Raw genomic sequence first — 23,797 nt, 5'->3', positions numbered from 1 at the left:
AAACGCCTCTCCCTATTTTTTTTATTTCAAAATATGCCCTATATTGTCTTTTGTGTGCATTTATTTGAAATGATGAATCTGTTTTTGATGATTTTTCTGCCTTTATTTTGATATTAGTGTGCTTGTTTATGTAATTATTGGTCCTGTTTTTGGTTTTTTATCATTTTGATTTTTGATTATTGTGTCCAAATATATTATCTTTGCGCCCGAATTTAAGAAAACACACACAATAAATATTATTCAATAGATTTAATTAGTTCATGAAAAGGCAATTTTTTTATTTGTCGCTATTGCTTGTGCTCATCACCAGCATAGTGGGGGCATGTACGCAAGTAGATGTAGTAATGCCTAAAGGTCCAAAGGGAGATACAGGTTTGTCTGCCTTTGAATTTTGGAAAGAGAAAGTAGCAGATGGTACTATAAACTGGCCTAAAGATCAAGTAGGCGTAGCCGACTATTTCAAATTTTTGAAAGGTAAAGATGGTCAGAATGGAAAAGACGGAAAGAATGGTCAAAGTGCATACGAACAGTGGAAGGAAGCGGTAGCAACCGGAACTGTTGATGATCCGCACAATCCAGGAAAGAAGTGGGATGCTAATAAGAATAGTGTAGTTGACTTCTGGAGATTCCTTACAGGCGCAACAGGAGAAGCGGGAAGAACACCGCATATCGGCCCTGACGGCAACTGGTGGATAGGAGATAAGAATACCGGAGTTGCTGCAAAAGGGAAAGACGGTCAAGATGGTAAGGATGGACAAGACGGCAAAGATGGTGTCTCTCCACATATCGGTCCTGATGGTAACTGGTGGATTGGAGATGTAAACACCGGTGTTCCTGCCAAAGGTAAAGATGGTAAGGATGGCCAAGACGGTCAAGATGGTGTTTCTCCACGTATCGGTCCTGATGGTAACTGGTGGATCGGAGATGTAAATACCGGTGTTCCTGCCAAAGGTAAAGATGGTCAGAATGGTCAAGATGGTCAAAACGGACAAGATGGAGTCTCTCCACGTATCGGTCCTGACGGTAACTGGTGGATTGGAGATGTAAATACCGGAGTTTCTGCTCGAGGTAAAGACGGTCAAAATGGCCAAGATGGCAAGAATGGCGAAAATGGTAAGAGTGCTTACGAAATGTGGGTTGATACCGTAAAAGCCGGTTGCGAAGGTAGCGCAGCACCTGTTATGGACCCTCATAATCCGGGCTATGAATGGCCATGCGAAAAGACAAGCCTTGCAGACTTCTGGCATTATCTTCGTGGTAGAAATGGTGAAGATGGTAAGGATGGTAAAGACGGTAAAGATGGTAAAGACGGAGAGAATGGAAAGGATTCCAGCGGTCTTGTAACTGGCAAGGCTAACGTCGTAGCTCAATACTACAATGCATCTTTGAAAGAGTATGTAGATCCGGAAGATGGCGGTGTATGGTACATCGTTTATGACAAGGAAGGAAAGCCTGCTCCTGCGGGAACAGAGGTAGATAATATGCCTGCTATGCCGGGACAAAAGTTTGTTACCGATACCGATGGCCGATTCAAAGTTTCGGTAGATAAGTTGCCATATAAGAAGCCGGAAGCAGAAAGACTTGGTTCTACTCGTGTTAAGATTGGAGGAGAAACCATGGAGTCTGCAAAGAACACACTTGTACCAAACAAGATAAAGACCAGAATATCCACAGACCTTGTTTACCTGCGTCAGCAGACTCACGTCAATCTTGGAGGTGGTAGCTATCCTTTTGCACACTTTACTGCAGTGCATTACAAGTACGAGCGTGAAGTAGATGGTGTTTGGGGTGAATATCCGGCAGAGTTGCCGAAACCTGAGTTTGGAACAGGTAGGGTAAATGATCCTACTCAACTTCCAACAATCGAAAACATCACATTCAACGATGAGACGAAAAGATGGCTCGTATCTAAGGATGGTTACTATGCAGACTTCAATCAAGCAAGAGATAAGAACATTGTGATGATTATACGTCCTATCGTTCTAATGGATATAGAGAAGACAGGACCACTTCCTAATCCTGCAATTCATGACTATAATAAGAGAGTGTTGCAAGTAAGACAGTATGAGTGGAACGGTCAGAAGAACTACTTTACTATTGTCGGTGAAAGATACTTCTACGGAGAGAAGCCGGTTCTTCCTGAGCCTATACACGTTCCGGAAATCCATCCTACTCCGGTCTTTACCGGATCGAAGATAGCTGTCGTACATGGCCAGACTACTATCTGGGGAGAACTTGATGTTATAGACCGTTTGCCGGACTTCTATTTGAAGTACAAACTGGAACCAACTCCTGTAAAAGTTTGGACATCAGACAAACTTCCGGGCAGCTTGTTAAGAGATACTCCTTCATACAGAAACAACTTCAAGTATAAGATCGTATCATTCAAGCGAGAAGGAAACAACAATGTTACGACCGAAACAGATATCTCTCTTAAGGATAACAATCCTCTTTACAAGCTTCTTGCACCACGTGATGGCGGTGTTTGGTCTGTAATGAGCTATCTGGAGGGAGACCGTTATGGACAGTTGACTCAGGTTAAGAAGGATGAGAGAATCCTTGGTGCCGGATATTCTCCTTATAGAGCTCTTCCATACTACATCACTACTATTCAAGATCCGAAGTTTGAGTTCAAAGACTTCTATGGTGTAAATGCTCCTATTGTTATTCCTCAGCAAGATCTTCCTTGATCATAAACGAACAAGTGTGGGATATCACCATCAGGATGTAATAGATAAAACAACAAGACAATGAAAATAAGATATACAATATATACACTTGCCGCTTTGGCTCTTGGGTTCTGCAGTACTACGCTGCAAGCCCAAGAGGCTAAGCCTGCGAAGAAAGCGTGGGAAGTAGGTGTCGGAGGTGCTCTTATCAACTGGAACAGAGTCTCTATCTCCGGATTTGAAAGCAGACAAGACGACTACTTCTACAACTTCAGAGTAGATCATCTTATGGGAGGCGCAAAGCTATACGTAGCCAGAGAGCTGAACAAGTGGTTCTATCTCGATCTTCAAGGAACTATGGGTATCACATACAACAACCCCGAACAGACAGGAAAGTCGGGCAAGCACAGCTTCTTGTTTATGGGAGGTCCCGGTTTGCAGTTCAGACTTAGTCCGCTATTCGGATCCGAGTATGTAGAACCCTATTTAAGAGTCGGAGCCAACTATCTTTGGAAAGATTTTCAAGCGAGAAACATAGGACGTTTCAGTCAGGATCCTACAGGACAGGCAGGCTGGTCGTCTAAAGACACTTGGAATGGCAAGGATAAGTTGGAGGACAAGAACCAATTCTTCCCCATCTCAGTTGGTGCCGGTGTCAATGCCTGGCTTAACAACAGCGTGGGTCTTGGGCTTCAAGGAGAGTATATCATGCCTATACGCAAGGAGCTTCCTCGCTTTGCACAGGTTTCTCTCAATATCCTTTTCCGCTTCGGAGGCAAAGACAAGCGTCCGCAGCCACGTATAGAATATGTGGAGGTAGAAAAACCGGTCGAAAAGATCGTGGAGAAGATTGTAGAGAAGAAGGTCTTTGTGGAGGCAGAACCACAAGTAGGTAATCTTTTGGAGAATATCAACTTCGGTTTCGACAGATACGACTTCACACCGGAATCTGAAAAAGCATTGGATAATGCTGCTAAGATGTTGAAAAAGCAGTCCGGTCAATACTTCCTTATCACCGGTTATACCGATGCTCAAGGCAATCAGGCATACAATCTTGAGCTTTCTCGCAAGCGCGCACAAGCTGTGGTCAATGCTCTTATCGAGAGAGGTGTACCTGCAAGCATGCTGAAGTGGAGAGGGGTAGGCAAGAAAGTGAATGCCGTACCTGCATCCGAGTCTGACGATGTTCGTGAAGGAGACAGAAAGATAACCATAGAGCGTGTTTCTAACATCGCTTTCTGGAACAAACTCCCATAACAAGAAGATAATAAGAACGGGTGGAGCGCGCTGCTCCGAACTGTTCTTTAGCAATAGAAGAGCTATGCCAAGCGTAAGTTTGGCATAGCTCTTTTTTTTTGTGGCAAAACGTCAAGATCTTTCATGTTTGCTGCCAAAGAAGGAGAGGTAAAAAGGGCTTTCTTTTTACGTCTTGTCTTTCCCGATTCTCGGCAACATTAAAGCTTAAATTCGGACATCCGATATTCGGTTTTCCCTGCCTTGAAAGAGGACTGTTTTTGCCGGAATTTTTATATAAAAACGGAGTTTGAGAGATATCGAATATTTCTGTTGGAAACAGTTGCTTTCTGAATATATCTCCTTCGGGTTGTCGCTTAATCTGTTTGTTTTCAGTGAGATTTGAAAAATTGCGAATTTGGAAAAAATTTTTTCTCAGTCCGTTTCATGGGGCTTTTTCGCGTTAATAGATGTGAATTTTAACGCTCCATCATGTGAACGTTTCCTAATAAAGAAATCTGCCTTTTCAGGGGTATTTTAGGGTGAAAATAGATAATATGCTGATAGTTAGTGTTTTAATCATTTTGGCTAAACACGTTAATCGAATCCGGTAAACGTGTTTAATGAAATCGGTAAACGTGTTCATTGAAAAATTAAACACGTTAAGCCGGAAGAATATGCTCGTTTNTTAATCGAATCCGGTAAACGTGTTTAATGAAATCGGTAAACGTGTTCATTGAAAAATTAAACACGTTAAGCCGGAAGAATATGCTCGTTTAGTGTTTTTGCTTAACGAGTATCGGAATTTGTGTTAATAGAATGGGGTGGATTTAACAATTCGGTCGCGCTCTGAAAACGACCCCACCGATCAAAATAGAGAGAGGGTAAAAAGAGGCTCTATCGGCGGTATGGAATATATAAAAATCGCTCTCTTGAAAGGGCGGTTTTAGAGCAGTTTTAACAGGGGTATATTACCTCAAAAAGAGTATCGTTTTTTCTCTTCAGGATAGAGAAAAGTATTTTCCTTCCGGAAGTCTTCTTTTCTCAAAAGAGTTGAAATAAGGGGGGTGAAAATAATTTATCTGCTTGATTTATTGTATAATCAGATAATTATGCTTACCTTTGTGCGTTCAATCGTGTATCCTATGGCGGAGATACGATAAAAGAAGTATCAAATACGATATAACACAGAAATAAAAACAGTTTTAAAATGCCTACAATTCAACAGTTAGTTAGAAAAGGAAGGAAAACAATCGAAGAGAAAGGAAAGTCTCCTGCTCTTGACTCTTGTCCGCAGCGTCGTGGCGTTTGTGTGCGTGTGTACACCACAACACCTAAGAAGCCAAACTCGGCAATGCGTAAAGTGGCACGTGTGCGTCTGACAAATGGTAAGGAAGTGAACTCTTACATACCGGGAGAGGGACACAACTTGCAAGAGCACTCAATCGTACTTGTTCGTGGTGGTCGTGTAAAAGACCTTCCGGGTGTTCGTTACCATATCGTTCGCGGTACATTGGATACTGCCGGCGTTAATGGTCGTACCCAACGTCGTTCTAAGTACGGAGCAAAGAGACCTAAGGCGTCTAAGTAATCCATCGCCTTTGTCTTGAACTCCTATACATATATAACATAGGAGGCTTCAGAAAAGCTCTCACGAGAGAGCAAAACAAAATTTCCCCTTTTCTACTTCGCTCGAAAGACGAAGAGACAATTATTACTAAACGATGTTTTGAGTAATATTGGATAGGCTCCCAAGGTTGAGTAAATGCTACGGCGGTAGTGTTGAAGACAGAAGAAGGAACAACCAATGACAAAACGAAAATTTTTAGACCAAAATGAGAAAAGCTAAACCAAAGAAAAGACAGGTGTTGCCAGATCCTGTTTTCGGTGACGTAAAAGTAAGTAAGTTTGTAAACCATCTTATGTACGATGGAAAGAAAAACTTGTCTTACGATATTTTCTATTCAGCATTAGAGATCGTAAAGACAAAGCTTCCTAACGAAGAGAAGTCTGCTCTTGAGATCTGGAAGATCGCTTTGGATAATATCACTCCTCAAGTGGAAGTGAAGAGCCGCCGTGTGGGTGGTGCTACATTCCAAGTGCCTATGGAAATCCGTCCCGAAAGAAAAGAGTCTCTTTCAATGAAGAACCTTATCGGCTACGCAAGAAAAAGAGGTGGTAAGACTATGGCGGATAAGCTTTCTGCAGAGATTGTAGATGCTTATAACAACCAAGGAGGTGCATTCAAGAGAAAAGAAGATATGCACCGTATGGCTGAAGCTAACCGTGCATTCGCTCACTTTAGATTCTAAGTTCCACTCTTATATAAAAGAAAAAGACACAGCTCACGTAATAACAATAGAAAACATTCAGAAAAACTTCTATATCTAATGCCTCATTTTGGTATGGTTACAAAAGGAATGAAGAGCACGAAGATTGCGTAGAGTTTGTGAATAGATAAGGAAAAGACAATGGCAAAAAAACAAGGAATAGAACTTACAAGAAATATCGGTATCATGGCTCACATCGATGCCGGTAAAACAACAACCTCTGAACGTATCCTGTTCTATACCGGTCTTACACACAAGATTGGTGAGGTGCACGATGGTGCAGCCACTATGGACTGGATGGAACAAGAGCAGGAAAGAGGGATAACTATCACATCTGCAGCAACAACTACATCTTGGAACTATGACGGCGATAAGTACAAAATCAACCTTATCGACACTCCGGGACACGTTGACTTTACTGTGGAAGTGGAGCGTTCACTCCGTATTCTTGATGGTGCTGTGGCTGCTTTCTGTGCGGTTGGTGGTGTTGAGCCTCAATCCGAAACAGTTTGGAGACAGGCAGACAAGTACGAAGTGCCTCGTATCGCTTATGTAAACAAGATGGACCGTAGCGGAGCCAACTTCTTTGAAGTGGTTCGCCAACTAAAGGATGTATTGGGTGCCAATCCATGTCCTATCCAAATACCTATCGGAGCCGAAGAGACTTTCAAAGGCGTTGTCGATCTTGTAACAATGAAGGCGATCTTGTGGCACGATGAAACAATGGGTGCAGACTACTCGATAGAGGATATTCCTGCAGATCTTCAAGCTGAAGCAGAAGAGTGGAGAGATAAGCTCCTTGAAACTCTTGCCGATGTTGATGATGCGATCATGGAGAAGTACTTTGAAGATCCATCAACAATCACAGAGGAAGAGATTCGTGCGGCTATCCGTAAGGGAACACTCTCAATGCAGATCAACCCGATGCTTTGTGGTTCTTCTTTCAAGAATAAGGGAGTACAAACACTTCTAAACGCTGTTTGTGCTTATCTTCCAAGTCCGGTAGATACTCCTGAAATCGTGGGGACTCTTCCGGGTGATCCTGATACAGAAGTAGTAAGACCGACATCGCCTGATGCCCCTTTGTGTGCTTTGGCATTTAAGATTGCAACTGACCCTTATGTGGGCCGTCTATGCTTCTTCCGTGTCTATTCCGGACAGTTGGATGCAGGCTCTTATGTTTATAACACAAGAAGCGACAAGAAGGAGAGAATCTCTCGCTTGTTCCAAATGCACTCTAACAAGCAAAATCCAAAAGACTTTATCGGTTGTGGAGACATTGGCGCCGGTGTAGGATTTAAGGATATTCGTACAGGAGACACACTCTGTGCAGAAGGACATCCGATGGTGTTGGAGTCTATGGACTTCCCCGATCCTGTTATCGGTATTGCCGTAGAGCCTAAGACTCAAAAAGACCTTGATAAGCTCGGTGTTGGTCTTTCTAAGCTTGCAGAAGAAGACCCGACATTTACCGTTCAAACAAACGAAGAGACAGGTCAGACCGTTATCTCCGGTATGGGTGAGCTTCACCTTGAGATCATCATTGACCGTCTTAAACGTGAGTTTAAGGTAGAGTGTAACCAAGGTAAGCCTCAAGTGTCTTATAAGGAAGCTATCTCTAAGAGCGTAGAACTTCGTGAGACTTATAAGAAACAAACCGGTGGTCGTGGTAAGTTTGCGGATATGATTGTCCGCGTAGAGCCTGCCGATGCTGAGTTTGAAGGCGAACTTCAATTTATTGACGAAGTGAAAGGTGGTAACATTCCAAGAGAATTTATTCCATCTATTCAGAAGGGATTCCTTCGCGCTATGAAGAATGGTGTGCTTGCAGGATATCCGCTTGATAAGTTGAAAGTAACCGTGATAGATGGTTCTTATCACCCCGTGGACTCTGACCAGCTTTCTTACGAAATCTGTGCTATTCAGGCGTTCAAGAGTGCAGCCGAAAAGGCAGGACCTATACTTCTTGAACCAATCATGAAGATAGAGGTTGTAACTCCGGAAGAGAGTATGGGTGATGTGATCGGCGACCTTAACAAGCGTAGAGGTCAGGTAGAAGGTATGGAAAGCCATCGTACCGGAGCAAGAATCGTTAAGGCTAAAGCTCCTCTTGCTGAAATGTTCGGCTATGTAACAGCTTTGCGTACTATCACTTCAGGTAGAGCAACATCTACAATGACATTCTCTCACTATGCTGAGGTTTCTGCTAACATCGCTAAAGAGGTGCTTACAGAAGTACAAGGCCGTGTAGACCTTATTAAGTAATTAGAAATAGTTCATTTTTGAATCATACATATTATGAGTCAGGTAATAAGAATCAAAATTAAGTCTTACGATCATCAACTCGTAGATAAGTCGGCTGAAAAGATCGTAAAAGCAGTGAGTGCAACAGGTGTAACTATCTGTGGTCCTATTCCATTGCCAACACACAAGCGTATATTCACTGTAAACCGCTCTACTTTCGTAAACAAGAAGAGCCGTGAGCAGTTTCAGCTCTCTACATTTAAGAGATTGATCGACATCTTGAATGCTACTCCTTCAACTGTTGACGCTTTGGCGCGTTTGGAGTTGCCAAGTGGTGTTGAGATCGAGATTAAGACAAATATTTAATGTTCATTATTTATATATTCAACTGAAATGCCAGGATTATTAGGAAAAAAAATCGGAATGATTTCCGTTTTCAGTGCCGAGGGTAGAAATGTACCATGCACTGTTATCGAAGTAGGTCCTTGTGTTGTAACCCAGGTGAAGACTGTGGAGATAGATGGTTATGAAGCTATCCAACTTGGCTTTGTGGACAAGAAGGAAAAGCACACATCCAAACCTCTTCAAGGTCACTTCAAGAAAAGTGGTGTTACACCCAAGAGATTCTTGGCCGAGTTCAAAAACTATGAAGAAGAGTACAAGTTGGGCGATGTCCTTACTGTCGACTTCTTTGAAAATGCAGGCTTTGTTGACGTAATAGGCAAGTCTAAAGGTAAAGGCTTCCAAGGCGTCGTGAAGCGTCATGGTTTTGGTGGTGTGGGTCAAAGTACTCACGGTCAGCACAACCGTTTGCGTGCTCCGGGTTCTATCGGTGCTTGTTCTACTCCTGCAAGAGTATTCAAAGGTACTCGTATGGCTGGTCAGACAGGAAATAAGAGAGTAACTATGCAGAACTTGGAAGTAGTTAAGGTCCTTCCAGAAAACAATTTGCTTCTTGTGAAGGGTTCCATACCGGGAGCTAATGGTTCAATCGTATTAATAGAAAAGTAAACATGGAGGTAAAAGTTTTAGATATCAACGGTGTAGAAACCGGCAGAACAGTAACTCTTCCGGAGAGTCTATTTGGCATTGAACCTAATGACCATGCTATCTATTTGGCTGTAAAGCAGTATAGAGCAAACCAACGCCAAGGAACACATGCCACTAAGGAAAGAAGCATGCTCAGCGGTAGTACTCGCAAGCTGATCCGTCAAAAGGGTTCAGGTGGAGCGCGTAGAGGTGATATTAACTCTCCTCTTCTTCGTGGTGGTGCTACAGTGTTTGGCCCTCAACCGAGAAGCTACCGTCAGAAGTTGAACAAGAAGGTGAAAAACCTTGCAAGAGCTTCTGCTTTGAGCTATAAGGCAAAGAACCAAGAGGTGATTGTTGTAGAAGATTTCTCTTTTGAATCTCCTAAGACAAAGCGGTTCGTGGGTATCCTTAAAGCCCTTAAGGTGGATGCTGCGCGTACATTGATGGTTTTGAATAATGCGGATAATTTTGTATATTTGTCCGCTCGTAATATTCCCAATGTGAGCCTTATGAATGTTAAACTCTTGAACACTTACAAGGTTTTGGAGTCTAAATATATGGTCATTACAGAGAGCGCACTTGGTGAAATGGTTAATGTTTTGAACGCATAATAATAACACGACGTAAGCAATGAGTATTCTAATTAAGCCTATCATCACTGAGAAGCAAACAGAAATTACTGAAAACATGCCTAACAGGTATGGCTTCCGTGTTTCTCGTGATGCGAACAAGATTGAGATTAAGAATGCCATCAAGAAACTTTATGGTGTGGACGTTAAGAGCGTTAATACCATGAACTATGATGGTAAGAGACAAGTAAGATATACAAAAGGTGGAGTAATCCGCGGTAGAAAAAGTGCATTTAAGAAAGCTGTTGTTACCATTGAAGAAGGTCAAACAATAGACTTCTATAGCAATATCTAATTTAAGAAATGGGAATACGTAAATTGAAGCCCACTACCCCTGGGCAGAGACACAAAGTTATTGGCGCATTCGATAAGATCACTGCAAGTGCGCCAGAGAAATCTCTTGTTGTGGGTAAGAAGCGTACCGGTGGTCGTAACAACACCGGTAAGATGACAATGCGCTATATTGGTGGCGGTCACAAAAAGCGTTTCAGACTTATTGATTTCAAGAGAAATAGAGATGGTATCCCGGCAACCGTTAAGAGCATCGAGTACGATCCAAACAGATCAGCTCGTATTGCCCTACTTTACTATGTAGATGGTGTAAAGACCTATATCGTTGCACCTGACGGCTTGCAAGTGGGACAAACAGTGATGTCAGGTAGCCAGGCAGCTCCCGAAGTTGGAAATGCCTTGCCACTTCAAAACATTCCTATCGGTTCTGTAATTCACAATATCGAACTTAGACCCGGTCAAGGTGCTAAGCTTGTGAGAAGTGCCGGTGCGTTTGCTCAACTTACCTCCAGAGAAGGTACTTATGCTGTGATTAAGATGCCTTCAGGAGAGACTCGTAGAATTCTTTCTGCTTGTAAAGCAACTATTGGTGGTGTCGGTAACTCCGACCACGCTCTTGAACGTTCCGGTAAGGCCGGTCGCTCTCGCTGGTTGGGTAGAAGACCGCATAACCGTGGTGTGGTAATGAACCCGGTGGATCACCCAATGGGTGGTGGTGAAGGACGTGCTTCCGGAGGTCACCCTCGCTCTCGTACAGGTCTTTATTCTAAGGGCTTGAAGACAAGAGCTCCTAAAAAGCACTCTTCTAAGTACATCATAGAAAGAAGAAAGAAGTAAACTTATTTTAGAAAAGAAAAACTATGAGTCGTTCATTAAAAAAAGGACCATATATCAATGTGAAGTTGGAGAAGAAGATTCTTGCCATGAATGAAAGTGGTAAGAAGTCTGTGATCAAGACGTGGTCAAGAGCTACGATGATTTCTCCGGACTTTGTGGGTCATACAGTTGCTGTCCATAATGGTAACAAGTTTATCCCTGTTTTCATCACAGAAAATATGGTAGGGCATAAACTTGGGGAGTTTTCTCCAACACGTACGTTCCGTGGACATGGTGGCAATAAGAAGCGTTAAGCGATCCCAAAGTAAGTAATAGTAATATAGAACAACTAAGAACACATTATGGGTAAAAGAAAACAAGTGTCGGCAAACGCACGTAAAGAAAATAATAAAACACTCTACTTCGCAAAGCTTAACAATGTTCCTACTTCTCCTCGTAAGATGAGATATGTGGTGGACATGGTGAGAGGAATGGAAGTAAACAGAGCTCTGGGTGTGCTTCAGTTTTCAAACAAGGAAGCCTCAAGAAGAGTTGAAAAACTGCTCCGTTCTGCTATTGCCAATTGGGAAGCAAAGAACGAACGTCGTGCCGACGATGGTGAGCTGTTTGTAAGTAGAGTATTTGTTGATGAGGCTGTGACTCTGAAGAGATTGAGACCTGCTCCACAGGGAAGAGGTTATAGAATCCGTAAGAGATCTAATCATGTAACTCTATATGTAGATACACTTAATTCATCTGTAAAAAACTAATTTTAGATGGGACAAAAGATTAATCCAATAAGTAACCGTTTGGGTATCGTACGTGGATGGGATTCTAACTGGTTTGGTAAAAAGAAAGATTTTGCCGATACAATTTATGAAGACAGTAAGCTACGTAAGTACCTCGATGCTCGTTTGGCTAAAGCAAGTGTATCTCGTATAGTTATAGAGCGTACATTCAAACTTATCACAATAACAATCTGTACTTCTCGCCCCGGTTTTATTATCGGAAAGGGAGGTCAAGAGGTTGATAAGTTGAAAGAGGAGCTTAAGAAGATCACAGATAAAGATGTTCAGCTTAATATTTTTGAGATAAGAAGACCTGAACTTGATGCTGTTATTGTAGCAAATACTATTGCTCGCCAGTTGGAGGGTAAGATGGCTTACAGAAGAGCTATAAAGACAGCTATTGCTTCTACCATGAGAGCCGGAGCGGAAGGTATCAAGATTCAAATCTCCGGACGTCTTAACGGAGCAGAAATGGCTCGCTCGGAAATGTTTAAAGAAGGACGTACTCCACTTCATACTTTGAGAGCGGATATTGACTATTGTCATGCGGAAGCTCTTACTAAGGTAGGTCTACTTGGTATAAAGGTTTGGATCTGTAAAGGTGAAGTGTACGGTAAGAGAGAGTTGACTCCTAATTTTACAGCTGCTAAGGAATCCGGCAGACGTGAAAATAATAGAGGTGGTAGAGATGCTCGCCGAGGAAGAAGACAGAACCGTTAATGTAAGAAGAAAGATTTATCATCATGTTACAACCTAAAAAAACTAAATTTAGAAGGCAGCAAAAAGGTCGCATGAGAGGTGTGGCTCAGAGAGGTAATCAGCTTTCTTTCGGTTCTTTTGGTATCAAATCGCTTCAAAGCAAGTGGATTACCGGTAGACAGATTGAAGCTGCTCGTATTGCTGTAACAAGATATATGCAACGTCAAGGTCAAGTTTGGGTACGTATTTTCCCTGATAAGCCTATTACTAAGAAGCCAGCCGAAGTGCGTATGGGTAAAGGTAAAGGTGCTCCGGAAGGTTTTGTGGCACCAGTTACTCCCGGTCGTATGCTGTTCGAAGTAGAAGGAGTTCCATTTGCCGTGGCTAAAGAAGCTCTTCGACTTGCAGCACAGAAGTTGCCTGTAACAACAAAATTTGTTGTTCGCAGAGATTATGAACACAAAACTAATGCGTAATCGAAAATGAAGAGTAAAGAAATAAGAGAGCTGAGCATAGAGGAGCTAAAGGAAAGACTCCAAGCTGAAGAAGAAGCTTACAATAAGATGCTTCTTGTTCATGCTGTTACTCCACTAGACAAGCCATCGGATATTACAGCTAAGCGTAAATTCGTGGCAAGACTTAAAACTATTCTTCACGAAAGAATATCAGAAACTAATTAATGTCCCTACCTTATGGAAAGAAATTTAAGAAAAGTAAGACAGGGCGTTGTCTCTAGCAATAAGATGGATAAAACCATAACTGTTGCTGTAAAGTGGAAAGAGAAACACCCCATTTATGGTAAGTTTGTAAACAAAACTAAGAAGTATCACGCTCATGATGAGAAAAATGAGTGCAACATAGGCGATACTGTAAGGATCATGGAAACAAGACCTTTGAGTAAGACTAAGCGTTGGAGATTGACTTCTATAATTGAAAGAGCGAAATAATCATGATACAGCAAGAATCAAGACTAGTCGTAGCCGACAATAGCGGCGCAAAGGAGGTCCTTTGTATTCGTGTTCTTGGGGGAACAAAGAGACGATATGCAGGTATAGGAGATGTTATTGTTGTGTCAGTGAAGAGTGTGATCCCATCTTCAGATGTGAAGAAGGGAGCTGTATCGAAAGCTCTTATTGTTCGCACAAAGAAGGAGATCAGACGTCCGGATGGCTCATACATTAGATTTGATGATAATGCATGTGTCCTTCTTAATGCAGCCGGCGATATCCGTGGTAGTCGTATCTTTGGTCCTGTAGCTCGTGAGCTTAGAACTAAAAACATGAAAGTGGTATCATTGGCACCCGAAGTGCTATAACTCTTTCACTATTATATACACATATATACATAAAGACAATGAGTAAGCTACATATTAAAAAGGGCGATACTGTGTATGTGAATGCTGGTGAAGATAAAGGCGCAACCGGACGTGTACTCAGTGTAGATCCCACAAAAAAGAGAGCTATAGTAGAAGGCGTAAATGTTATTACTAAAGCTACTAAGCCTAATGCAAAACAGCCACAAGGCGGTCTGGTTAAGATAGAAGCTCCTATCCATATTTCAAACCTCAATGTGGTTGATCCATCTACGGGAAAACCTACTCGTATAGGTCGTAAGGATGATGGTAAAGGCAATTTGGTTCGTTATTCTAAAAAATCTGGAGAGCTGATAAAGTAATGAGTACTGTAAATAACCTACAAAAAGATTATAAGGAGCGTATTGTTCCTGCTCTTATGAAAGAGTTTGGCTACTCCACAGTAATGCAGGTTCCTGCTATTAAGAAGATTGTTATCAATCAAGGAATCGGTCAGGCTGTGGCAGACAAGAAGCTCATAGATGTTGCTATTTCTGAACTCACAGCTATTACAGGACAGAAAGCAGTTGCAACTCTTTCTAAGAAGGATATCTCAAACTTTAAGTTGAGAAAGAAGATGCCTATTGGTGTTATGGTAACTCTTAGAAGAGAAAAAATGTATGAGTTCCTAGAAAGACTTGTGCGTGTTGCTCTTCCTCGTATCCGTGACTTTAAGGGTATTAATAGTAAGCTTGATGGTAGAGGTAATTATACTTTGGGTGTGAGTGAACAGATTATTTTCCCTGAAATTAATTTGGATTCTATCACTAAAATAATGGGTATGAATATTACCTTTGTAACATCGGCACAAACTGATGAGGAGGGTTACGCTTTGTTGAAGCATTTTGGCCTTCCATTCAATAATGCTAAGAAAGAAGACTAAATACTAAGAGCATGGCAAAAGAATCAATGAAAGCCCGTGAAGTGAAAAGGGCAAAATTGGTAGCTAAATATGCTAATAAACGTGCTCGCCTTAAAGCAGAGGGCGATTATGAGGCATTGCAGGCTATTCCTAAAAACGCTTCACCAGTACGCCTTCATAACAGGTGTAAGATTACAGGAAGACCTAAGGGATATATGAGACTATTCGGTCTTTCTCGTATTCAATTTAGAGAAATGGCTTCAAAGGGGCTTATCCCCGGAGTAAAGAAGGCAAGCTGGTAATTAACTGGCTGCTTTCTTTTCGTCTGAGTATTTGAAGCAAGTGTTAAATATTGTCCGATTGTTCGGATCAATTTAATTAAAAGTTTTATGACAGATCCAATAGCAGATTATCTGACTAGATTGCGTAATGCAATCAGCGCTAATCACCGAGTGGTGGAGATCCCTTCGTCTAAACTTAAACAAGAGATGACTAAAATCCTTTTTGAAAAAGGCTATATTCTCAACTATAAGTTTGAACAAGATGGCGCTAGAGGTACTATTAAAGTTGCCTTGAAATATAATATGGCTACTAAAACTAATGCCATAAAGAAGCTACAAAGAATATCTAAGCCAGGTCTTAGACGTTATGTGGGTTATAAAGATCTTCCTCGTGTTCTTAATGGTCTTGGTATCGCAATCGTTTCTACTTCTAAGGGAGTTATGACAGACAAGGAAGCACGCGAACTTAGAGTTGGCGGAGAAGTATTGTGTTACGTTTATTGATTAGGAGGAAAGTATTATGTCTAGAATTGGAAAATTACCTATATCAATACCCGCTGGTGTAACCGTAAACGTAAATGACGATCAGATTGTGGTAAAAGGTCCTAAAGGGGAGCTTTCACAGAAGATGGATAGTAGAGTTGCGGTAGAAATCAATGACGGTCAACTTACTGTGAATAAGACAGGAGAGACAAAAGAACACAATGCATTTCACGGTCTTTACAGATCTCTTATAAATAATATGGTTGTTGGAGTATCTCAAGGATATACTAAAACATTGGAACTTGTTGGTGTGGGCTATAGAGCCACAAATACAGGTCAAGTTCTAGAGTTGTCCCTTGGCTTTACTCACATGATATATCTTCAACTTCCTTCTGAGGTTAAAGTCGAAACTAAGATGGAGAGAAATAAAAACCCTCTAATTATTCTTGAATCGGCAGACAAGCAACTTCTCGGACAGGTTTGTGCAAAGATCCGTAGCTTCAGAAAACCTGAACCATACAAGGGTAAGGGTGTTAAGTTTGAAGGAGAAGTGATTAGAAGAAAGTCTGGTAAAACAGCAGGTAAATAATCTCTCTACGTAAACTAAACATTGTTATGAATACAAAAATTCTAAGAAGACAAAAAATAAAAAGACGTGTGCGTAGGAATATTTTTGGTACTGCTGAAAAGCCTCGCTTGACCGTTTTTAGAAGTAATAAGCAGATTTATGCTCAGGTAATAGACGATGCAACTGGCAAAACTCTTGCAGCTGCAAGCTCTCTCCCGATGGAAGAAAAACTCCCTAAAAAAGAGATCGCAGCCAAGGTGGGTGAGATAGTTGCTCAAAATGCAATGAAAGCAGGTGTGAGCACTGTTGTGTTCGATAGAAATGGCTACCTTTATCATGGTAGAGTAAAAGAACTAGCAGATGCTGCGCGTAAAGCTGGTCTTAAGTTTTAATAGTAAAAGTCTGTAACGAAATGAATAAAGTGAAATCTGCAAATGGCTTGGAGCTTAAAGATAGGCTTGTGGCAATAAACAGAGTAACAAAGGTCACCAAGGGAGGACGTACATTTACATTTTCTGCAATTGTTGTTGTTGGAAATGAAGATGGTATCGTTGGTTGGGGACTTGGTAAGGCTGGAGAAGTTACTGCTGCAATAGCTAAGGGAGCTGAAGCCGCAAAGAAAAATCTCATCCAAGTTCCTGTATATAATGGTACCATCCCTCACGAACAATATGCTCGCTTTGGTGGTGCTCGTGTTTTTATCAAACCTGCTTCTACCGGTTCCGGAGTAAAGGCCGGTGGTGCGATGCGTGCTGTTCTTGAGAGTGTTGGGGTAACTGACGTCTTGGCGAAATCTAAGGGATCTTCTAACCCTCATAACTTGGTGAAAGCTACGATAACCGCACTTTCAGAACTCCGAAGCCCATTGGATGTTGCACAGGCCAGAGGTATATCAGTAGAAAAAGTATTTAAAGGCTGAGAAAGATGAAAACAGTAAAAGTTAAACAAGTCAGAAGTCGTATTCGTTGTCCGAAAGATCAGAAGGCGGCTCTAGACTCACTTGGTCTCAATAAGTTGAATAGAGTGGTTGAACTACCGGACAATGATGCTACAAGGGGGAACTTGCATAAAGTGAGACACCTCATAGAGATCGTTGAGGCATAAAATATTGAAGATATGAATTTATCAAATTTACGTCCTGCAGAAGGATCTACAAAGTCTCGTAAGCGTGTTGGTCGTGGTCCAGGTTCTGGTAAAGGTGGTACTTCTACCAGAGGTCACAAGGGGGCACAGTCTCGCTCTGGATACTCTCGTAAGATCGGATTTGAAGGAGGACAGATGCCGATACAGCGTCGTCTTCCGAAATTTGGCTTCAAGAATATCAACAGAGTGGAGTATACTCCAATTAATCTCGATACTCTTGCCGAGATCTCACACGAGAATAATATCAAAGAATTTAATATAGACACACTTGTAGCTAGAGGTTTGTGTGGAAAGAATGACAGAGTTAAAGTCTTGGGACGAGGAGAACTTTCTATCTCTATCAAGGTTGAAGCTCATGCTTTCTCTAAAAGTGCAAAAGAGGCTATTGAAGCCCAAGGCGGAACAGCTACAGTGATAAACTAATATGCAATGAAGGCAGTACAGACAATCAAAAATATCTGGAAAATTGAGGATCTTCGTACTAGAATCCTTACCACTGTTTTCTTGGTAATTCTATACCGGTTGGGAACATTTGTTGTTCTTCCCGGTATAGACCCTAACGCACTATTAGCCTTGAAGAACTCTACATCAGAGGGCCTTTTGGCGCTATTAGATATGTTTTCCGGAGGGGCATTCTCAAATGCATCAATTTTCGCGTTAGGTATCATGCCATATATTTCTGCATCCATTGTAATGCAGCTTCTGGCAATAGTGGTTCCATCATTCCAAAAGATGCAGCGTGAGGGAGAAAGTGGTAGAAGAAAGATAAATCAATATACTCGTTATCTTACCATTTTAATTCTTCTTGTTCAAGGTCCTGTTTACCTTATTGGTACTCGAAATACATTGGCGGCAGAGGGGGTGATTATGCCTTCAACGTTAGGATTTATGGTCGTTTCAACGGCAATCCTTACTGCTGGCTCTATGTTTGTGTTGTGGCTTGGAGAGAAGATCACAGATAAAGGTATAGGCAATGGTGTCTCTTTTATCATTCTAATAGGTATCATAGCTCGTTTCCCTGAAGCGGTCATCAATGAGTTTTCTCTGAGACTTGGAGGCGAAGGAGGTCTGTATGTCTTCATCCTTGAGATTGTATTCCTTCTGCTTGTTATTGCAGGAGCTATTTTGTTGGTACAGGGAACACGTAGAGTTCCGGTACAATATGCCAAGAGAATGGTAGGAAATAAGCAATATGGTGGTGCACGTCAGTACATTCCTTTGAAGGTTAATGCTGCAAATGTGATGCCGATCATTTTTGCTCAAGCTATTATGTTTTTACCGGTGAGTTTGTACTCCTTTGCTTCTTCAGAACCATCTGCTTTGCTTACTGATTTTATGCATGGTAGAGGTGTTTTGTACGCAGTCGTTTTCTCGCTGTTGATCATTCTGTTTACGTACTTCTATACAGCAGTTACGATAAATCCTACGCAAATGGCAGAAGATCTCAAGAGAAATAATGGTTTCATTCCCGGAGTAAAACCAGGCAAGGCAACAAAGAACTTTTTGGATGATGTGATGAGTAAAATCACTCTTCCCGGAGCTATTTTCCTTGCTGTTGTAGCAATACTACCTACATTTGCGATGTCTGAATCTATGGGTATAAACCCTGCTTTTGCACAGTTCTTTGGTGGTACATCTCTAATTATTCTTGTCGGTGTTGTTCTTGACACTCTTCAACAGATAGAGTCTCATTTGCTCATGCACCATTATGACGGATTTAGTGAGAGTGGACGTATTAAAGGACGCTCAAGTGCCATGTACTGATCTCAGACTATGGTATATCTAAAGACAAAAGAAGAAATTGAACTTCTGCGAGCAGCCAACCAACTTGTTGGTCGGACGCTCGCAGAGGTTGCTAAACATATAAAACCGGGTGTTTCAACTAAGCAACTTGACACTGTAGCAAATGAGTTCATTTGTGACCATGGGGCTACTCCTGCTTTTTTAGGATATGCAGGATTTCCCGGATCTATTTGTACGTCTCCTAATGAGTATATAGTACATGGTATTCCTTCCGATAAGGTGATACTTAAAGAGGGAGATATTGTATCGGTAGATTGTGGGACAAAGTTAATGGGTTTTACGGGTGATAGTGCTTTTACTTTTCCTGTTGGAGAAGTCTCTTCCGAAGTAAAGAAACTTCTGAATACAACTAAAGATTCTCTTGCTTTAGGAATCGAGCAGCTACAAGTCGGTCGTCGGCTTGGAGACATAGGCTATGCGATACAAAACTATTGCGAAAAGGCGGGTTTTTCTGTTGTTCGTGAGTTTGTTGGGCATGGTATTGGTCGAGAAATGCACGAAGAACCTCAAGTTCCCAATTATGGAAGAAGAGGTACCGGATTTCAAGTGAAAGAAGGACTATGCATCTGTATAGAACCTATGATCAATATGGGATCTAAGAATATTGTAAACGGGGATGATGGTTGGTCTGTTTGGACCAGAGACCGGAAATATTCTGCTCATTTTGAACATTGTGTGGCTGTTGTAGATGGTAAGGCAGATGTCCTTTCTACATTTGATTATATATATGAAGTCTTAGGTTACCAAACATTTTAGTTATCATTATAGTTCATGGCAAAACAGGCGGCAATAGAACAAGATGGAGTCATCGTTGAAGCTCTTTCCAATGCAATGTTTAAGGTTGAGTTGGACAACGGTCACGTTGTTACAGCTCACATTTCCGGAAAGATGCGTATGCATTACATTCGAATCCTTCCTGGAGATCGAGTGAAGGTTGAGATGTCTCCGTATGATCTTACAAAAGGTCGTATATCATTCAGATACAAATAAAACAAGACAAAGATACATTTCATCATGAAAGTAAGAACATCCCTAAAAAAACGCACTCCGGAGTGTAAGATTGTCAGACGTAAGGGTCGCTTATACATTATCAATAAGAAGAACCCTAAAATGAAACAACGTCAAAAATAATTCGTACTTTTGCACTCCTAAAACGGAATTAATATACTCATATTATGGCAATAAGAATTGTAGGTGTTGACCTACCACAAAACAAGAGAGGCGAGATTGCTCTTACCTATATTTTTGGTATAGGTAGAAGTAGTGCTAACTCCATTCTGGACAAAGCCGGTATCAACAAGGATATCAAGGTGAAAGACTGGACAGATGATCAGGCAGCTAAGATCCGTGAAATTATAGGGGCCGAATATAAGGTAGAAGGAGATCTTAGAACAGAGGTGACTCTTAATATCAAGAGGCTTATGGATATAGGTTGCTATAGAGGTATACGTCATCGTCTTCATCTCCCGTTGCGTGGTCAAAGCACAAAGAACAATGCCCGAACTCGCAAAGGAAAGAAGAAAACGGTTGCGAATAAGAAGAAAGCTACTAAATAATACGTTAAGATAATATGGCAAAAAAGACAGTCGCAAAGAAGAGAGTTGTTCGCGTTGATGCTATTGGGCAAGCGCATGTCCACTCTTCTTTTAACAACATCATCATCTCTCTTGCCAATGCAGAAGGTCAAGTTATCTCTTGGTCTAGTGCGGGCAAGATGGGTTTTAGAAGCTCCAAGAAGAATACTCCTTATGCAGCTCAACTTGCTGCTCAAGACTGTGCTAAGGTTGCATACGACCTTGGTTTGCGTAAAGTGAAAGTTTATGTAAAAGGACCGGGTAACGGCCGTGAGTCTGCTATCAGATCTATTCATGGTGCAGGTATAGAGGTTATGGAGATTATTGACGTAACACCTCTACCACACAATGGATGCCGTCCTCCTAAGAGAAGAAGGGTATAATACACTTTACTTACTTAAATCATTAAGAATGAAGGCTGCGCATAAATATAAATGGATTGAGCATCTCTCACAATCGCGGCTGTATGCGTACGCTTTCATGTAATCAAATTTTATTATGGCAAGATATACAGGCCCTAAGGCGAGAATTGCTCGCAAATTCGGAGAGCCTATCTTTGGCTCCGTAAAGTCTAAGAAGAACTATCCTCCGGGACAACATGGCAATAGCAGAAGACGTAAGACTTCTGAGTATGGTATTCAGCTGCGCGAAAAACAGAAAGCAAAATACACTTATGGTGTTTTAGAAAGACAGTTTAGAAATCTTTTCGATAAAGCATCTCGCTCTAAAGGTGTAAAGGGTGAAGTTCTTCTTCAATTGCTGGAACAACGACTTGACAACATAGTATATCGTCTTGGTATCGCTAAGACTCGTGCTGCTGCACGTCAGTTGGTTAACCACCGTCATATTGTTGTTGATGGAAAGGTCGTAGATATTCCATCTTATAGCGTAAAACAAGGTCAAGTGATTGGTGTTAGAGAAAAATCTAAGTCTCTTGAAGTGATTGTTGATTCTCTTGCATCAAGCGGCGGAAGTAAATATCCATGGTTGGAATGGGATAAGGCTTCTTATTCCGGTAAGCTTCTTAGCATTCCTTCCAGAGAGGATATCCCTGAAAATATCAAAGAACAACTGATTGTAGAACTCTATTCAAAGTAACGTAGTATATGGCTTTATTGGCATTTCAAAAACCTGAAAGGGTAGTCATGCTTGAAGATTCCCCTACATACGGGAAGTTCGAGCTAAGACCGCTGGAGCCGGGGTACGGTATTACTGTGGGTAATGCTTTGAGAAGGATTCTTCTATCGGCTCTGGAGGGTTACGCTATCAACTCAATCAAGATAGACAACGTTGAGCACGAGTTTGCTACCATTCCCGGTGTGATCGAGGATGTTACCAGCATCATTCTTAATTTGAAAAAAGTGCGTTTTAAGCGTATTGTCGAAGGGGAAGAGGGCGAAACCGTTAGTATAAAGGTTCAAAATACAGAGCAGTTTACCGCAGCAGATATTTCTGCAAAGCTAAGTAGTTTTGAAGTGCTCAACAAGGATCAGGTTATCTGCAATCTGGATAAATCTGTATCCTTTACCATCCAACTTACCATTATAAAAGGACGCTCTTGGATTCCTGCGGAAGAGATGATGGGAATGTTTGATGACCCTCAACAGATCGCGATTGACGCTATCTTTACACCCATCAAACAGGTCAAATACCAAGTGGAAAATACTCGTGTGGAGCAACGTACAGACTACGACAAGCTAACATTAGAGATTACCACAGATGGTTCTATCTCTCCTAAAGATGCCTTGCAGGGTGCCGCACAGATTCTTATCTCTCATTTCGCTCTTTGTGCAGAAGATTATGTTGCATTAGAGAGTGATGTTGCGGATGACAACTCCGAGTTTGATGAAGATGCGATACACATGCGCCAGTTGCTTATGTCTCCGCTATCAGAACTCGATCTTTCGGTTCGTGCTCTCAACTGTTTGAAGGCAGCGGAAGTTGAAACTCTTGGAGAACTTGTTGCGCACACCAAGGCAGACCTTCTAAAGTTCCGCAATTTTGGTAAGAAGTCTCTTACAGAATTGGAAGACCTTCTTGAACGTTTGGAACTCTCGTTCGGTATGGATGTAGCCAAGTACAAATTAGATAAAGAATTATAAGAAGATGAGACATAGAAAAAAATTCAATCACCTTGGCCGTAAGACAGCTCACAGACACGCAATGCTTTCAAATATGGCAACTTCTCTTATTATGCATAAGAGGATTCAGACCACTCTTGCCAAGGCAAAAGCACTAAGACAGTATGTAGAACCGATTATCAATCGTTCTAAAGAAGACACAACACACTCTCGTCGTACTGTTTTCTCTTATTTGCAAAATAAATATGCGGTAACAGAGTTGTTCCAAAATATATCTCAAAAAGTTGCGGATCGTCCGGGCGGTTACACTCGTATCCTCAAGACAGGGTTCCGTCTTGGTGATAATGCTCAGATGTGTATTATAGAGCTTGTGGACTACAACGAAAACATGCTTAAGGAAAAGAAAGAGACTGCTAAGCAACCTCGTACACGTCGTTCACGCAAGAAGGCAACAGAGTCTGCTCCTGCAGCTCAACCTCAATCTGAGGCAGCAGAAGCGTAACTCTTACGATAAACTATATTTAGATATACATTCAAAGGGGGTATCAGATTCATCTGACACCCCCTTTTTATTGTTATTCTTGTATCGTTGTCAGGAGGAGTGTAAAGAGGGAAGCGTTCTTAATCATCTGGAGATCAATTCTTGCACACTTTCTCGATTAGACATTTAAGAATAGTGAATAGAGGTAAAGTCAAATCTCTATTCAGAGAACAGAACCAAAGGGGGGGGATTTTCTCTCTTTTTCTCTCGTCCTCGGTGCTTCTATTCCTCTTTTATACGCGGTTTTGGCTGTGGAAATGTTTGTATTTATGATAATATTTCCTACCTTTGCTCTTGTAGAGTAAGACGAGAAGAAGTCTGCTTTGGCGTAAGTATGAGATATTAAGGAGATTAGCGTCCATCTGTGGTCACATTTATG

General features: G+C 41.5%; 35 protein-coding genes. All 35 read left to right on the top strand.

The features are described from left to right. Positions 1 to 260 precede the first annotated feature (260 nt). The 35 genes from HQ29_RS02115 to rplQ all read left to right on the top strand — a co-directional run bounded on the left by HQ29_RS02115 (position 261) and on the right by rplQ (position 23,379). Positions 261 to 2,690, top strand: a complete 2,430-nt coding sequence (locus HQ29_RS02115) for a collagen-like domain-containing protein (protein ID WP_052089695.1) — start codon at positions 261 to 263, stop codon at positions 2,688 to 2,690. Between the two features lie 60 nt (positions 2,691 to 2,750). Continuing rightward, entirely contained in the window at positions 2,751 to 3,926 is a 1,176-nt protein-coding gene (locus tag HQ29_RS02110; RefSeq protein ID WP_036867236.1) for an OmpA family protein, read from the top strand. A 1,186-nt stretch (positions 3,927 to 5,112) separates the two neighbouring features. Beyond that, entirely contained in the window at positions 5,113 to 5,493 is a 381-nt protein-coding gene (gene rpsL / locus HQ29_RS02105) for a 30S ribosomal protein S12 (RefSeq protein WP_036789510.1), read from the top strand. Positions 5,494 to 5,737: 244 nt separating this feature from the next. Beyond that, positions 5,738 to 6,214 carry a 30S ribosomal protein S7 gene (gene rpsG, locus HQ29_RS02100; protein ID WP_036789512.1) on the top strand — a complete coding sequence of 159 codons (477 nt, stop codon included), beginning with the start codon at positions 5,738 to 5,740 and terminating at the stop codon, positions 6,212 to 6,214. Positions 6,215 to 6,373: 159 nt separating this feature from the next. Further along, a complete protein-coding gene (fusA, locus tag HQ29_RS02095) occupies positions 6,374 to 8,497 on the top strand; it encodes an elongation factor G (protein ID WP_036867234.1) in 2,124 nt (707 codons plus the stop codon). Positions 8,498 to 8,530: 33 nt separating this feature from the next. Further along, a complete protein-coding gene (gene rpsJ, locus HQ29_RS02090; protein ID WP_036789519.1) occupies positions 8,531 to 8,842 on the top strand; it encodes a 30S ribosomal protein S10 in 312 nt (103 codons plus the stop codon). Between the two features lie 27 nt (positions 8,843 to 8,869). Then, on the top strand, positions 8,870 to 9,487 hold the full coding sequence (gene rplC / locus HQ29_RS02085) for a 50S ribosomal protein L3 (RefSeq protein ID WP_052089694.1): 618 nt from the start codon (positions 8,870 to 8,872) through the stop codon (positions 9,485 to 9,487). Between the two features lie 2 nt (positions 9,488 to 9,489). Beyond that, the gene (gene rplD / locus HQ29_RS02080) at positions 9,490 to 10,119 is read left to right on the top strand and encodes a 50S ribosomal protein L4 (RefSeq protein ID WP_036789529.1); all 630 of its coding nucleotides are present in this window, start codon (positions 9,490 to 9,492) and stop codon (positions 10,117 to 10,119) included. A gap of 19 nt (positions 10,120 to 10,138) precedes the next feature. Further along, complete coding sequence (rplW, locus tag HQ29_RS02075; protein ID WP_036789532.1) at positions 10,139 to 10,432, top strand: 50S ribosomal protein L23; 294 nt, start codon at positions 10,139 to 10,141, stop codon at positions 10,430 to 10,432. A gap of 8 nt (positions 10,433 to 10,440) precedes the next feature. After that, positions 10,441 to 11,265 (top strand): 50S ribosomal protein L2, encoded by an 825-nt coding sequence (rplB, locus tag HQ29_RS02070; RefSeq protein ID WP_036789534.1) that lies wholly within the window; start codon positions 10,441 to 10,443, stop codon positions 11,263 to 11,265. A 23-nt stretch (positions 11,266 to 11,288) separates the two neighbouring features. Then, a complete protein-coding gene (rpsS, locus tag HQ29_RS02065; RefSeq protein WP_036789537.1) occupies positions 11,289 to 11,558 on the top strand; it encodes a 30S ribosomal protein S19 in 270 nt (89 codons plus the stop codon). Positions 11,559 to 11,606: 48 nt separating this feature from the next. Beyond that, positions 11,607 to 12,014 carry a 50S ribosomal protein L22 gene (rplV, locus tag HQ29_RS02060; RefSeq protein ID WP_036789539.1) on the top strand — a complete coding sequence of 136 codons (408 nt, stop codon included), beginning with the start codon at positions 11,607 to 11,609 and terminating at the stop codon, positions 12,012 to 12,014. 6 nt (positions 12,015 to 12,020) lie between these two features. Next, entirely contained in the window at positions 12,021 to 12,752 is a 732-nt protein-coding gene (rpsC, locus tag HQ29_RS02055) for a 30S ribosomal protein S3 (RefSeq protein WP_036789540.1), read from the top strand. 23 nt (positions 12,753 to 12,775) lie between these two features. Then, on the top strand, positions 12,776 to 13,207 hold the full coding sequence (gene rplP, locus HQ29_RS02050) for a 50S ribosomal protein L16 (RefSeq protein ID WP_036789542.1): 432 nt from the start codon (positions 12,776 to 12,778) through the stop codon (positions 13,205 to 13,207). A 6-nt stretch (positions 13,208 to 13,213) separates the two neighbouring features. Then, positions 13,214 to 13,411 carry a 50S ribosomal protein L29 gene (rpmC, locus tag HQ29_RS02045; RefSeq protein ID WP_036789544.1) on the top strand — a complete coding sequence of 66 codons (198 nt, stop codon included), beginning with the start codon at positions 13,214 to 13,216 and terminating at the stop codon, positions 13,409 to 13,411. 12 nt (positions 13,412 to 13,423) lie between these two features. Then, positions 13,424 to 13,678 (top strand): 30S ribosomal protein S17, encoded by a 255-nt coding sequence (gene rpsQ, locus HQ29_RS02040; RefSeq protein ID WP_036789548.1) that lies wholly within the window; start codon positions 13,424 to 13,426, stop codon positions 13,676 to 13,678. Between the two features lie 2 nt (positions 13,679 to 13,680). Further along, entirely contained in the window at positions 13,681 to 14,046 is a 366-nt protein-coding gene (gene rplN / locus HQ29_RS02035; RefSeq protein WP_036789550.1) for a 50S ribosomal protein L14, read from the top strand. Between the two features lie 38 nt (positions 14,047 to 14,084). Beyond that, entirely contained in the window at positions 14,085 to 14,405 is a 321-nt protein-coding gene (gene rplX, locus HQ29_RS02030) for a 50S ribosomal protein L24 (protein ID WP_036789556.1), read from the top strand. Then, positions 14,405 to 14,965 carry a 50S ribosomal protein L5 gene (gene rplE / locus HQ29_RS02025; RefSeq protein WP_036789559.1) on the top strand — a complete coding sequence of 187 codons (561 nt, stop codon included), beginning with the start codon at positions 14,405 to 14,407 and terminating at the stop codon, positions 14,963 to 14,965. Before rplX ends, rplE begins: the two co-directional genes overlap by 1 nt. An 11-nt stretch (positions 14,966 to 14,976) precedes the next feature. Continuing rightward, on the top strand, positions 14,977 to 15,246 hold the full coding sequence (gene rpsN / locus HQ29_RS02020) for a 30S ribosomal protein S14 (RefSeq protein WP_036846851.1): 270 nt from the start codon (positions 14,977 to 14,979) through the stop codon (positions 15,244 to 15,246). Between the two features lie 87 nt (positions 15,247 to 15,333). Continuing rightward, a complete protein-coding gene (rpsH, locus tag HQ29_RS02015; RefSeq protein WP_036789571.1) occupies positions 15,334 to 15,729 on the top strand; it encodes a 30S ribosomal protein S8 in 396 nt (131 codons plus the stop codon). 16 nt (positions 15,730 to 15,745) lie between these two features. Next, positions 15,746 to 16,297: a 50S ribosomal protein L6 gene (gene rplF / locus HQ29_RS02010; protein ID WP_036867231.1), complete on the top strand. Its 552-nt coding sequence runs from the start codon at positions 15,746 to 15,748 to the stop codon at positions 16,295 to 16,297. A 26-nt stretch (positions 16,298 to 16,323) separates the two neighbouring features. Next, positions 16,324 to 16,668, top strand: a complete 345-nt coding sequence (gene rplR / locus HQ29_RS02005) for a 50S ribosomal protein L18 (RefSeq protein ID WP_036789575.1) — start codon at positions 16,324 to 16,326, stop codon at positions 16,666 to 16,668. Positions 16,669 to 16,688: 20 nt separating this feature from the next. Then, positions 16,689 to 17,195: a 30S ribosomal protein S5 gene (gene rpsE / locus HQ29_RS02000; protein ID WP_036789577.1), complete on the top strand. Its 507-nt coding sequence runs from the start codon at positions 16,689 to 16,691 to the stop codon at positions 17,193 to 17,195. A gap of 5 nt (positions 17,196 to 17,200) precedes the next feature. Further along, complete coding sequence (gene rpmD / locus HQ29_RS01995) at positions 17,201 to 17,380, top strand: 50S ribosomal protein L30 (RefSeq protein ID WP_036789580.1); 180 nt, start codon at positions 17,201 to 17,203, stop codon at positions 17,378 to 17,380. A gap of 12 nt (positions 17,381 to 17,392) precedes the next feature. Continuing rightward, positions 17,393 to 17,842 (top strand): 50S ribosomal protein L15, encoded by a 450-nt coding sequence (gene rplO, locus HQ29_RS01990; protein ID WP_036867229.1) that lies wholly within the window; start codon positions 17,393 to 17,395, stop codon positions 17,840 to 17,842. Between the two features lie 6 nt (positions 17,843 to 17,848). Then, positions 17,849 to 19,183, top strand: a complete 1,335-nt coding sequence (gene secY, locus HQ29_RS01985) for a preprotein translocase subunit SecY (protein ID WP_036846844.1) — start codon at positions 17,849 to 17,851, stop codon at positions 19,181 to 19,183. Positions 19,184 to 19,192: 9 nt separating this feature from the next. Beyond that, positions 19,193 to 19,978, top strand: a complete 786-nt coding sequence (map, locus tag HQ29_RS01980; RefSeq protein WP_036789588.1) for a type I methionyl aminopeptidase — start codon at positions 19,193 to 19,195, stop codon at positions 19,976 to 19,978. Positions 19,979 to 19,993: 15 nt separating this feature from the next. Then, positions 19,994 to 20,212, top strand: coding sequence for a translation initiation factor IF-1 (gene infA, locus HQ29_RS01975; protein WP_036789590.1), 219 nt, complete (start codon positions 19,994 to 19,996; stop codon positions 20,210 to 20,212). 24 nt (positions 20,213 to 20,236) lie between these two features. Further along, positions 20,237 to 20,353 carry a 50S ribosomal protein L36 gene (gene rpmJ, locus HQ29_RS10065; protein ID WP_081964525.1) on the top strand — a complete coding sequence of 39 codons (117 nt, stop codon included), beginning with the start codon at positions 20,237 to 20,239 and terminating at the stop codon, positions 20,351 to 20,353. Between the two features lie 44 nt (positions 20,354 to 20,397). Then, positions 20,398 to 20,778 (top strand): 30S ribosomal protein S13, encoded by a 381-nt coding sequence (gene rpsM, locus HQ29_RS01970; protein WP_036789593.1) that lies wholly within the window; start codon positions 20,398 to 20,400, stop codon positions 20,776 to 20,778. 14 nt (positions 20,779 to 20,792) lie between these two features. Then, positions 20,793 to 21,179, top strand: coding sequence for a 30S ribosomal protein S11 (gene rpsK / locus HQ29_RS01965; protein ID WP_036867228.1), 387 nt, complete (start codon positions 20,793 to 20,795; stop codon positions 21,177 to 21,179). 115 nt (positions 21,180 to 21,294) lie between these two features. Then, complete coding sequence (rpsD, locus tag HQ29_RS01960) at positions 21,295 to 21,894, top strand: 30S ribosomal protein S4 (RefSeq protein ID WP_036867226.1); 600 nt, start codon at positions 21,295 to 21,297, stop codon at positions 21,892 to 21,894. Positions 21,895 to 21,902: 8 nt separating this feature from the next. After that, positions 21,903 to 22,898 (top strand): DNA-directed RNA polymerase subunit alpha, encoded by a 996-nt coding sequence (locus HQ29_RS01955; protein WP_036846841.1) that lies wholly within the window; start codon positions 21,903 to 21,905, stop codon positions 22,896 to 22,898. A 4-nt stretch (positions 22,899 to 22,902) separates the two neighbouring features. Next, entirely contained in the window at positions 22,903 to 23,379 is a 477-nt protein-coding gene (rplQ, locus tag HQ29_RS01950; protein ID WP_036789603.1) for a 50S ribosomal protein L17, read from the top strand. The last annotated feature ends 418 nt before the right edge of the window (positions 23,380 to 23,797 follow it).

Origin of the sequence: Porphyromonas canoris (genome assembly GCF_000765975.1) — a bacterium.
Classification (GTDB): Bacteria; Bacteroidota; Bacteroidia; order Bacteroidales; family Porphyromonadaceae; genus Porphyromonas_A; species Porphyromonas_A canoris.
This window is presented reverse-complemented; position numbering and strand designations above follow the sequence as displayed.

Coding starts and splice junctions, on each gene's coding strand:
- rpsS (WP_036789537.1), top strand. CDS start 11,289: ATGAGTCGTTCATTAAAAAAAGGACCATATATCAATGTGAAGTTGGAG.
- rplP (WP_036789542.1), top strand. CDS start 12,776: ATGTTACAACCTAAAAAAACTAAATTTAGAAGGCAGCAAAAAGGTCGC.
- rpsE (WP_036789577.1), top strand. CDS start 16,689: ATGAATAAAGTGAAATCTGCAAATGGCTTGGAGCTTAAAGATAGGCTT.
- rplX (WP_036789556.1), top strand. CDS start 14,085: ATGAGTAAGCTACATATTAAAAAGGGCGATACTGTGTATGTGAATGCT.
- rplN (WP_036789550.1), top strand. CDS start 13,681: ATGATACAGCAAGAATCAAGACTAGTCGTAGCCGACAATAGCGGCGCA.
- map (WP_036789588.1), top strand. CDS start 19,193: ATGGTATATCTAAAGACAAAAGAAGAAATTGAACTTCTGCGAGCAGCC.
- rplC (WP_052089694.1), top strand. CDS start 8,870: ATGCCAGGATTATTAGGAAAAAAAATCGGAATGATTTCCGTTTTCAGT.
- rpmJ (WP_081964525.1), top strand. CDS start 20,237: ATGAAAGTAAGAACATCCCTAAAAAAACGCACTCCGGAGTGTAAGATT.
- rpsC (WP_036789540.1), top strand. CDS start 12,021: ATGGGACAAAAGATTAATCCAATAAGTAACCGTTTGGGTATCGTACGT.
- rpsJ (WP_036789519.1), top strand. CDS start 8,531: ATGAGTCAGGTAATAAGAATCAAAATTAAGTCTTACGATCATCAACTC.
- HQ29_RS02110 (WP_036867236.1), top strand. CDS start 2,751: ATGAAAATAAGATATACAATATATACACTTGCCGCTTTGGCTCTTGGG.
- fusA (WP_036867234.1), top strand. CDS start 6,374: ATGGCAAAAAAACAAGGAATAGAACTTACAAGAAATATCGGTATCATG.
- rplV (WP_036789539.1), top strand. CDS start 11,607: ATGGGTAAAAGAAAACAAGTGTCGGCAAACGCACGTAAAGAAAATAAT.
- rpsM (WP_036789593.1), top strand. CDS start 20,398: ATGGCAATAAGAATTGTAGGTGTTGACCTACCACAAAACAAGAGAGGC.
- infA (WP_036789590.1), top strand. CDS start 19,994: ATGGCAAAACAGGCGGCAATAGAACAAGATGGAGTCATCGTTGAAGCT.
- rpmD (WP_036789580.1), top strand. CDS start 17,201: ATGAAAACAGTAAAAGTTAAACAAGTCAGAAGTCGTATTCGTTGTCCG.
- secY (WP_036846844.1), top strand. CDS start 17,849: ATGAAGGCAGTACAGACAATCAAAAATATCTGGAAAATTGAGGATCTT.
- rplQ (WP_036789603.1), top strand. CDS start 22,903: ATGAGACATAGAAAAAAATTCAATCACCTTGGCCGTAAGACAGCTCAC.
- rplD (WP_036789529.1), top strand. CDS start 9,490: ATGGAGGTAAAAGTTTTAGATATCAACGGTGTAGAAACCGGCAGAACA.
- rplB (WP_036789534.1), top strand. CDS start 10,441: ATGGGAATACGTAAATTGAAGCCCACTACCCCTGGGCAGAGACACAAA.
- HQ29_RS01955 (WP_036846841.1), top strand. CDS start 21,903: ATGGCTTTATTGGCATTTCAAAAACCTGAAAGGGTAGTCATGCTTGAA.
- rplE (WP_036789559.1), top strand. CDS start 14,405: ATGAGTACTGTAAATAACCTACAAAAAGATTATAAGGAGCGTATTGTT.
- rplW (WP_036789532.1), top strand. CDS start 10,139: ATGAGTATTCTAATTAAGCCTATCATCACTGAGAAGCAAACAGAAATT.
- rplF (WP_036867231.1), top strand. CDS start 15,746: ATGTCTAGAATTGGAAAATTACCTATATCAATACCCGCTGGTGTAACC.
- HQ29_RS02115 (WP_052089695.1), top strand. CDS start 261: ATGAAAAGGCAATTTTTTTATTTGTCGCTATTGCTTGTGCTCATCACC.
- rplO (WP_036867229.1), top strand. CDS start 17,393: ATGAATTTATCAAATTTACGTCCTGCAGAAGGATCTACAAAGTCTCGT.
- rpmC (WP_036789544.1), top strand. CDS start 13,214: ATGAAGAGTAAAGAAATAAGAGAGCTGAGCATAGAGGAGCTAAAGGAA.
- rpsK (WP_036867228.1), top strand. CDS start 20,793: ATGGCAAAAAAGACAGTCGCAAAGAAGAGAGTTGTTCGCGTTGATGCT.
- rpsN (WP_036846851.1), top strand. CDS start 14,977: ATGGCAAAAGAATCAATGAAAGCCCGTGAAGTGAAAAGGGCAAAATTG.
- rplR (WP_036789575.1), top strand. CDS start 16,324: ATGAATACAAAAATTCTAAGAAGACAAAAAATAAAAAGACGTGTGCGT.
- rpsG (WP_036789512.1), top strand. CDS start 5,738: ATGAGAAAAGCTAAACCAAAGAAAAGACAGGTGTTGCCAGATCCTGTT.
- rpsH (WP_036789571.1), top strand. CDS start 15,334: ATGACAGATCCAATAGCAGATTATCTGACTAGATTGCGTAATGCAATC.
- rpsL (WP_036789510.1), top strand. CDS start 5,113: ATGCCTACAATTCAACAGTTAGTTAGAAAAGGAAGGAAAACAATCGAA.
- rpsD (WP_036867226.1), top strand. CDS start 21,295: ATGGCAAGATATACAGGCCCTAAGGCGAGAATTGCTCGCAAATTCGGA.
- rpsQ (WP_036789548.1), top strand. CDS start 13,424: ATGGAAAGAAATTTAAGAAAAGTAAGACAGGGCGTTGTCTCTAGCAAT.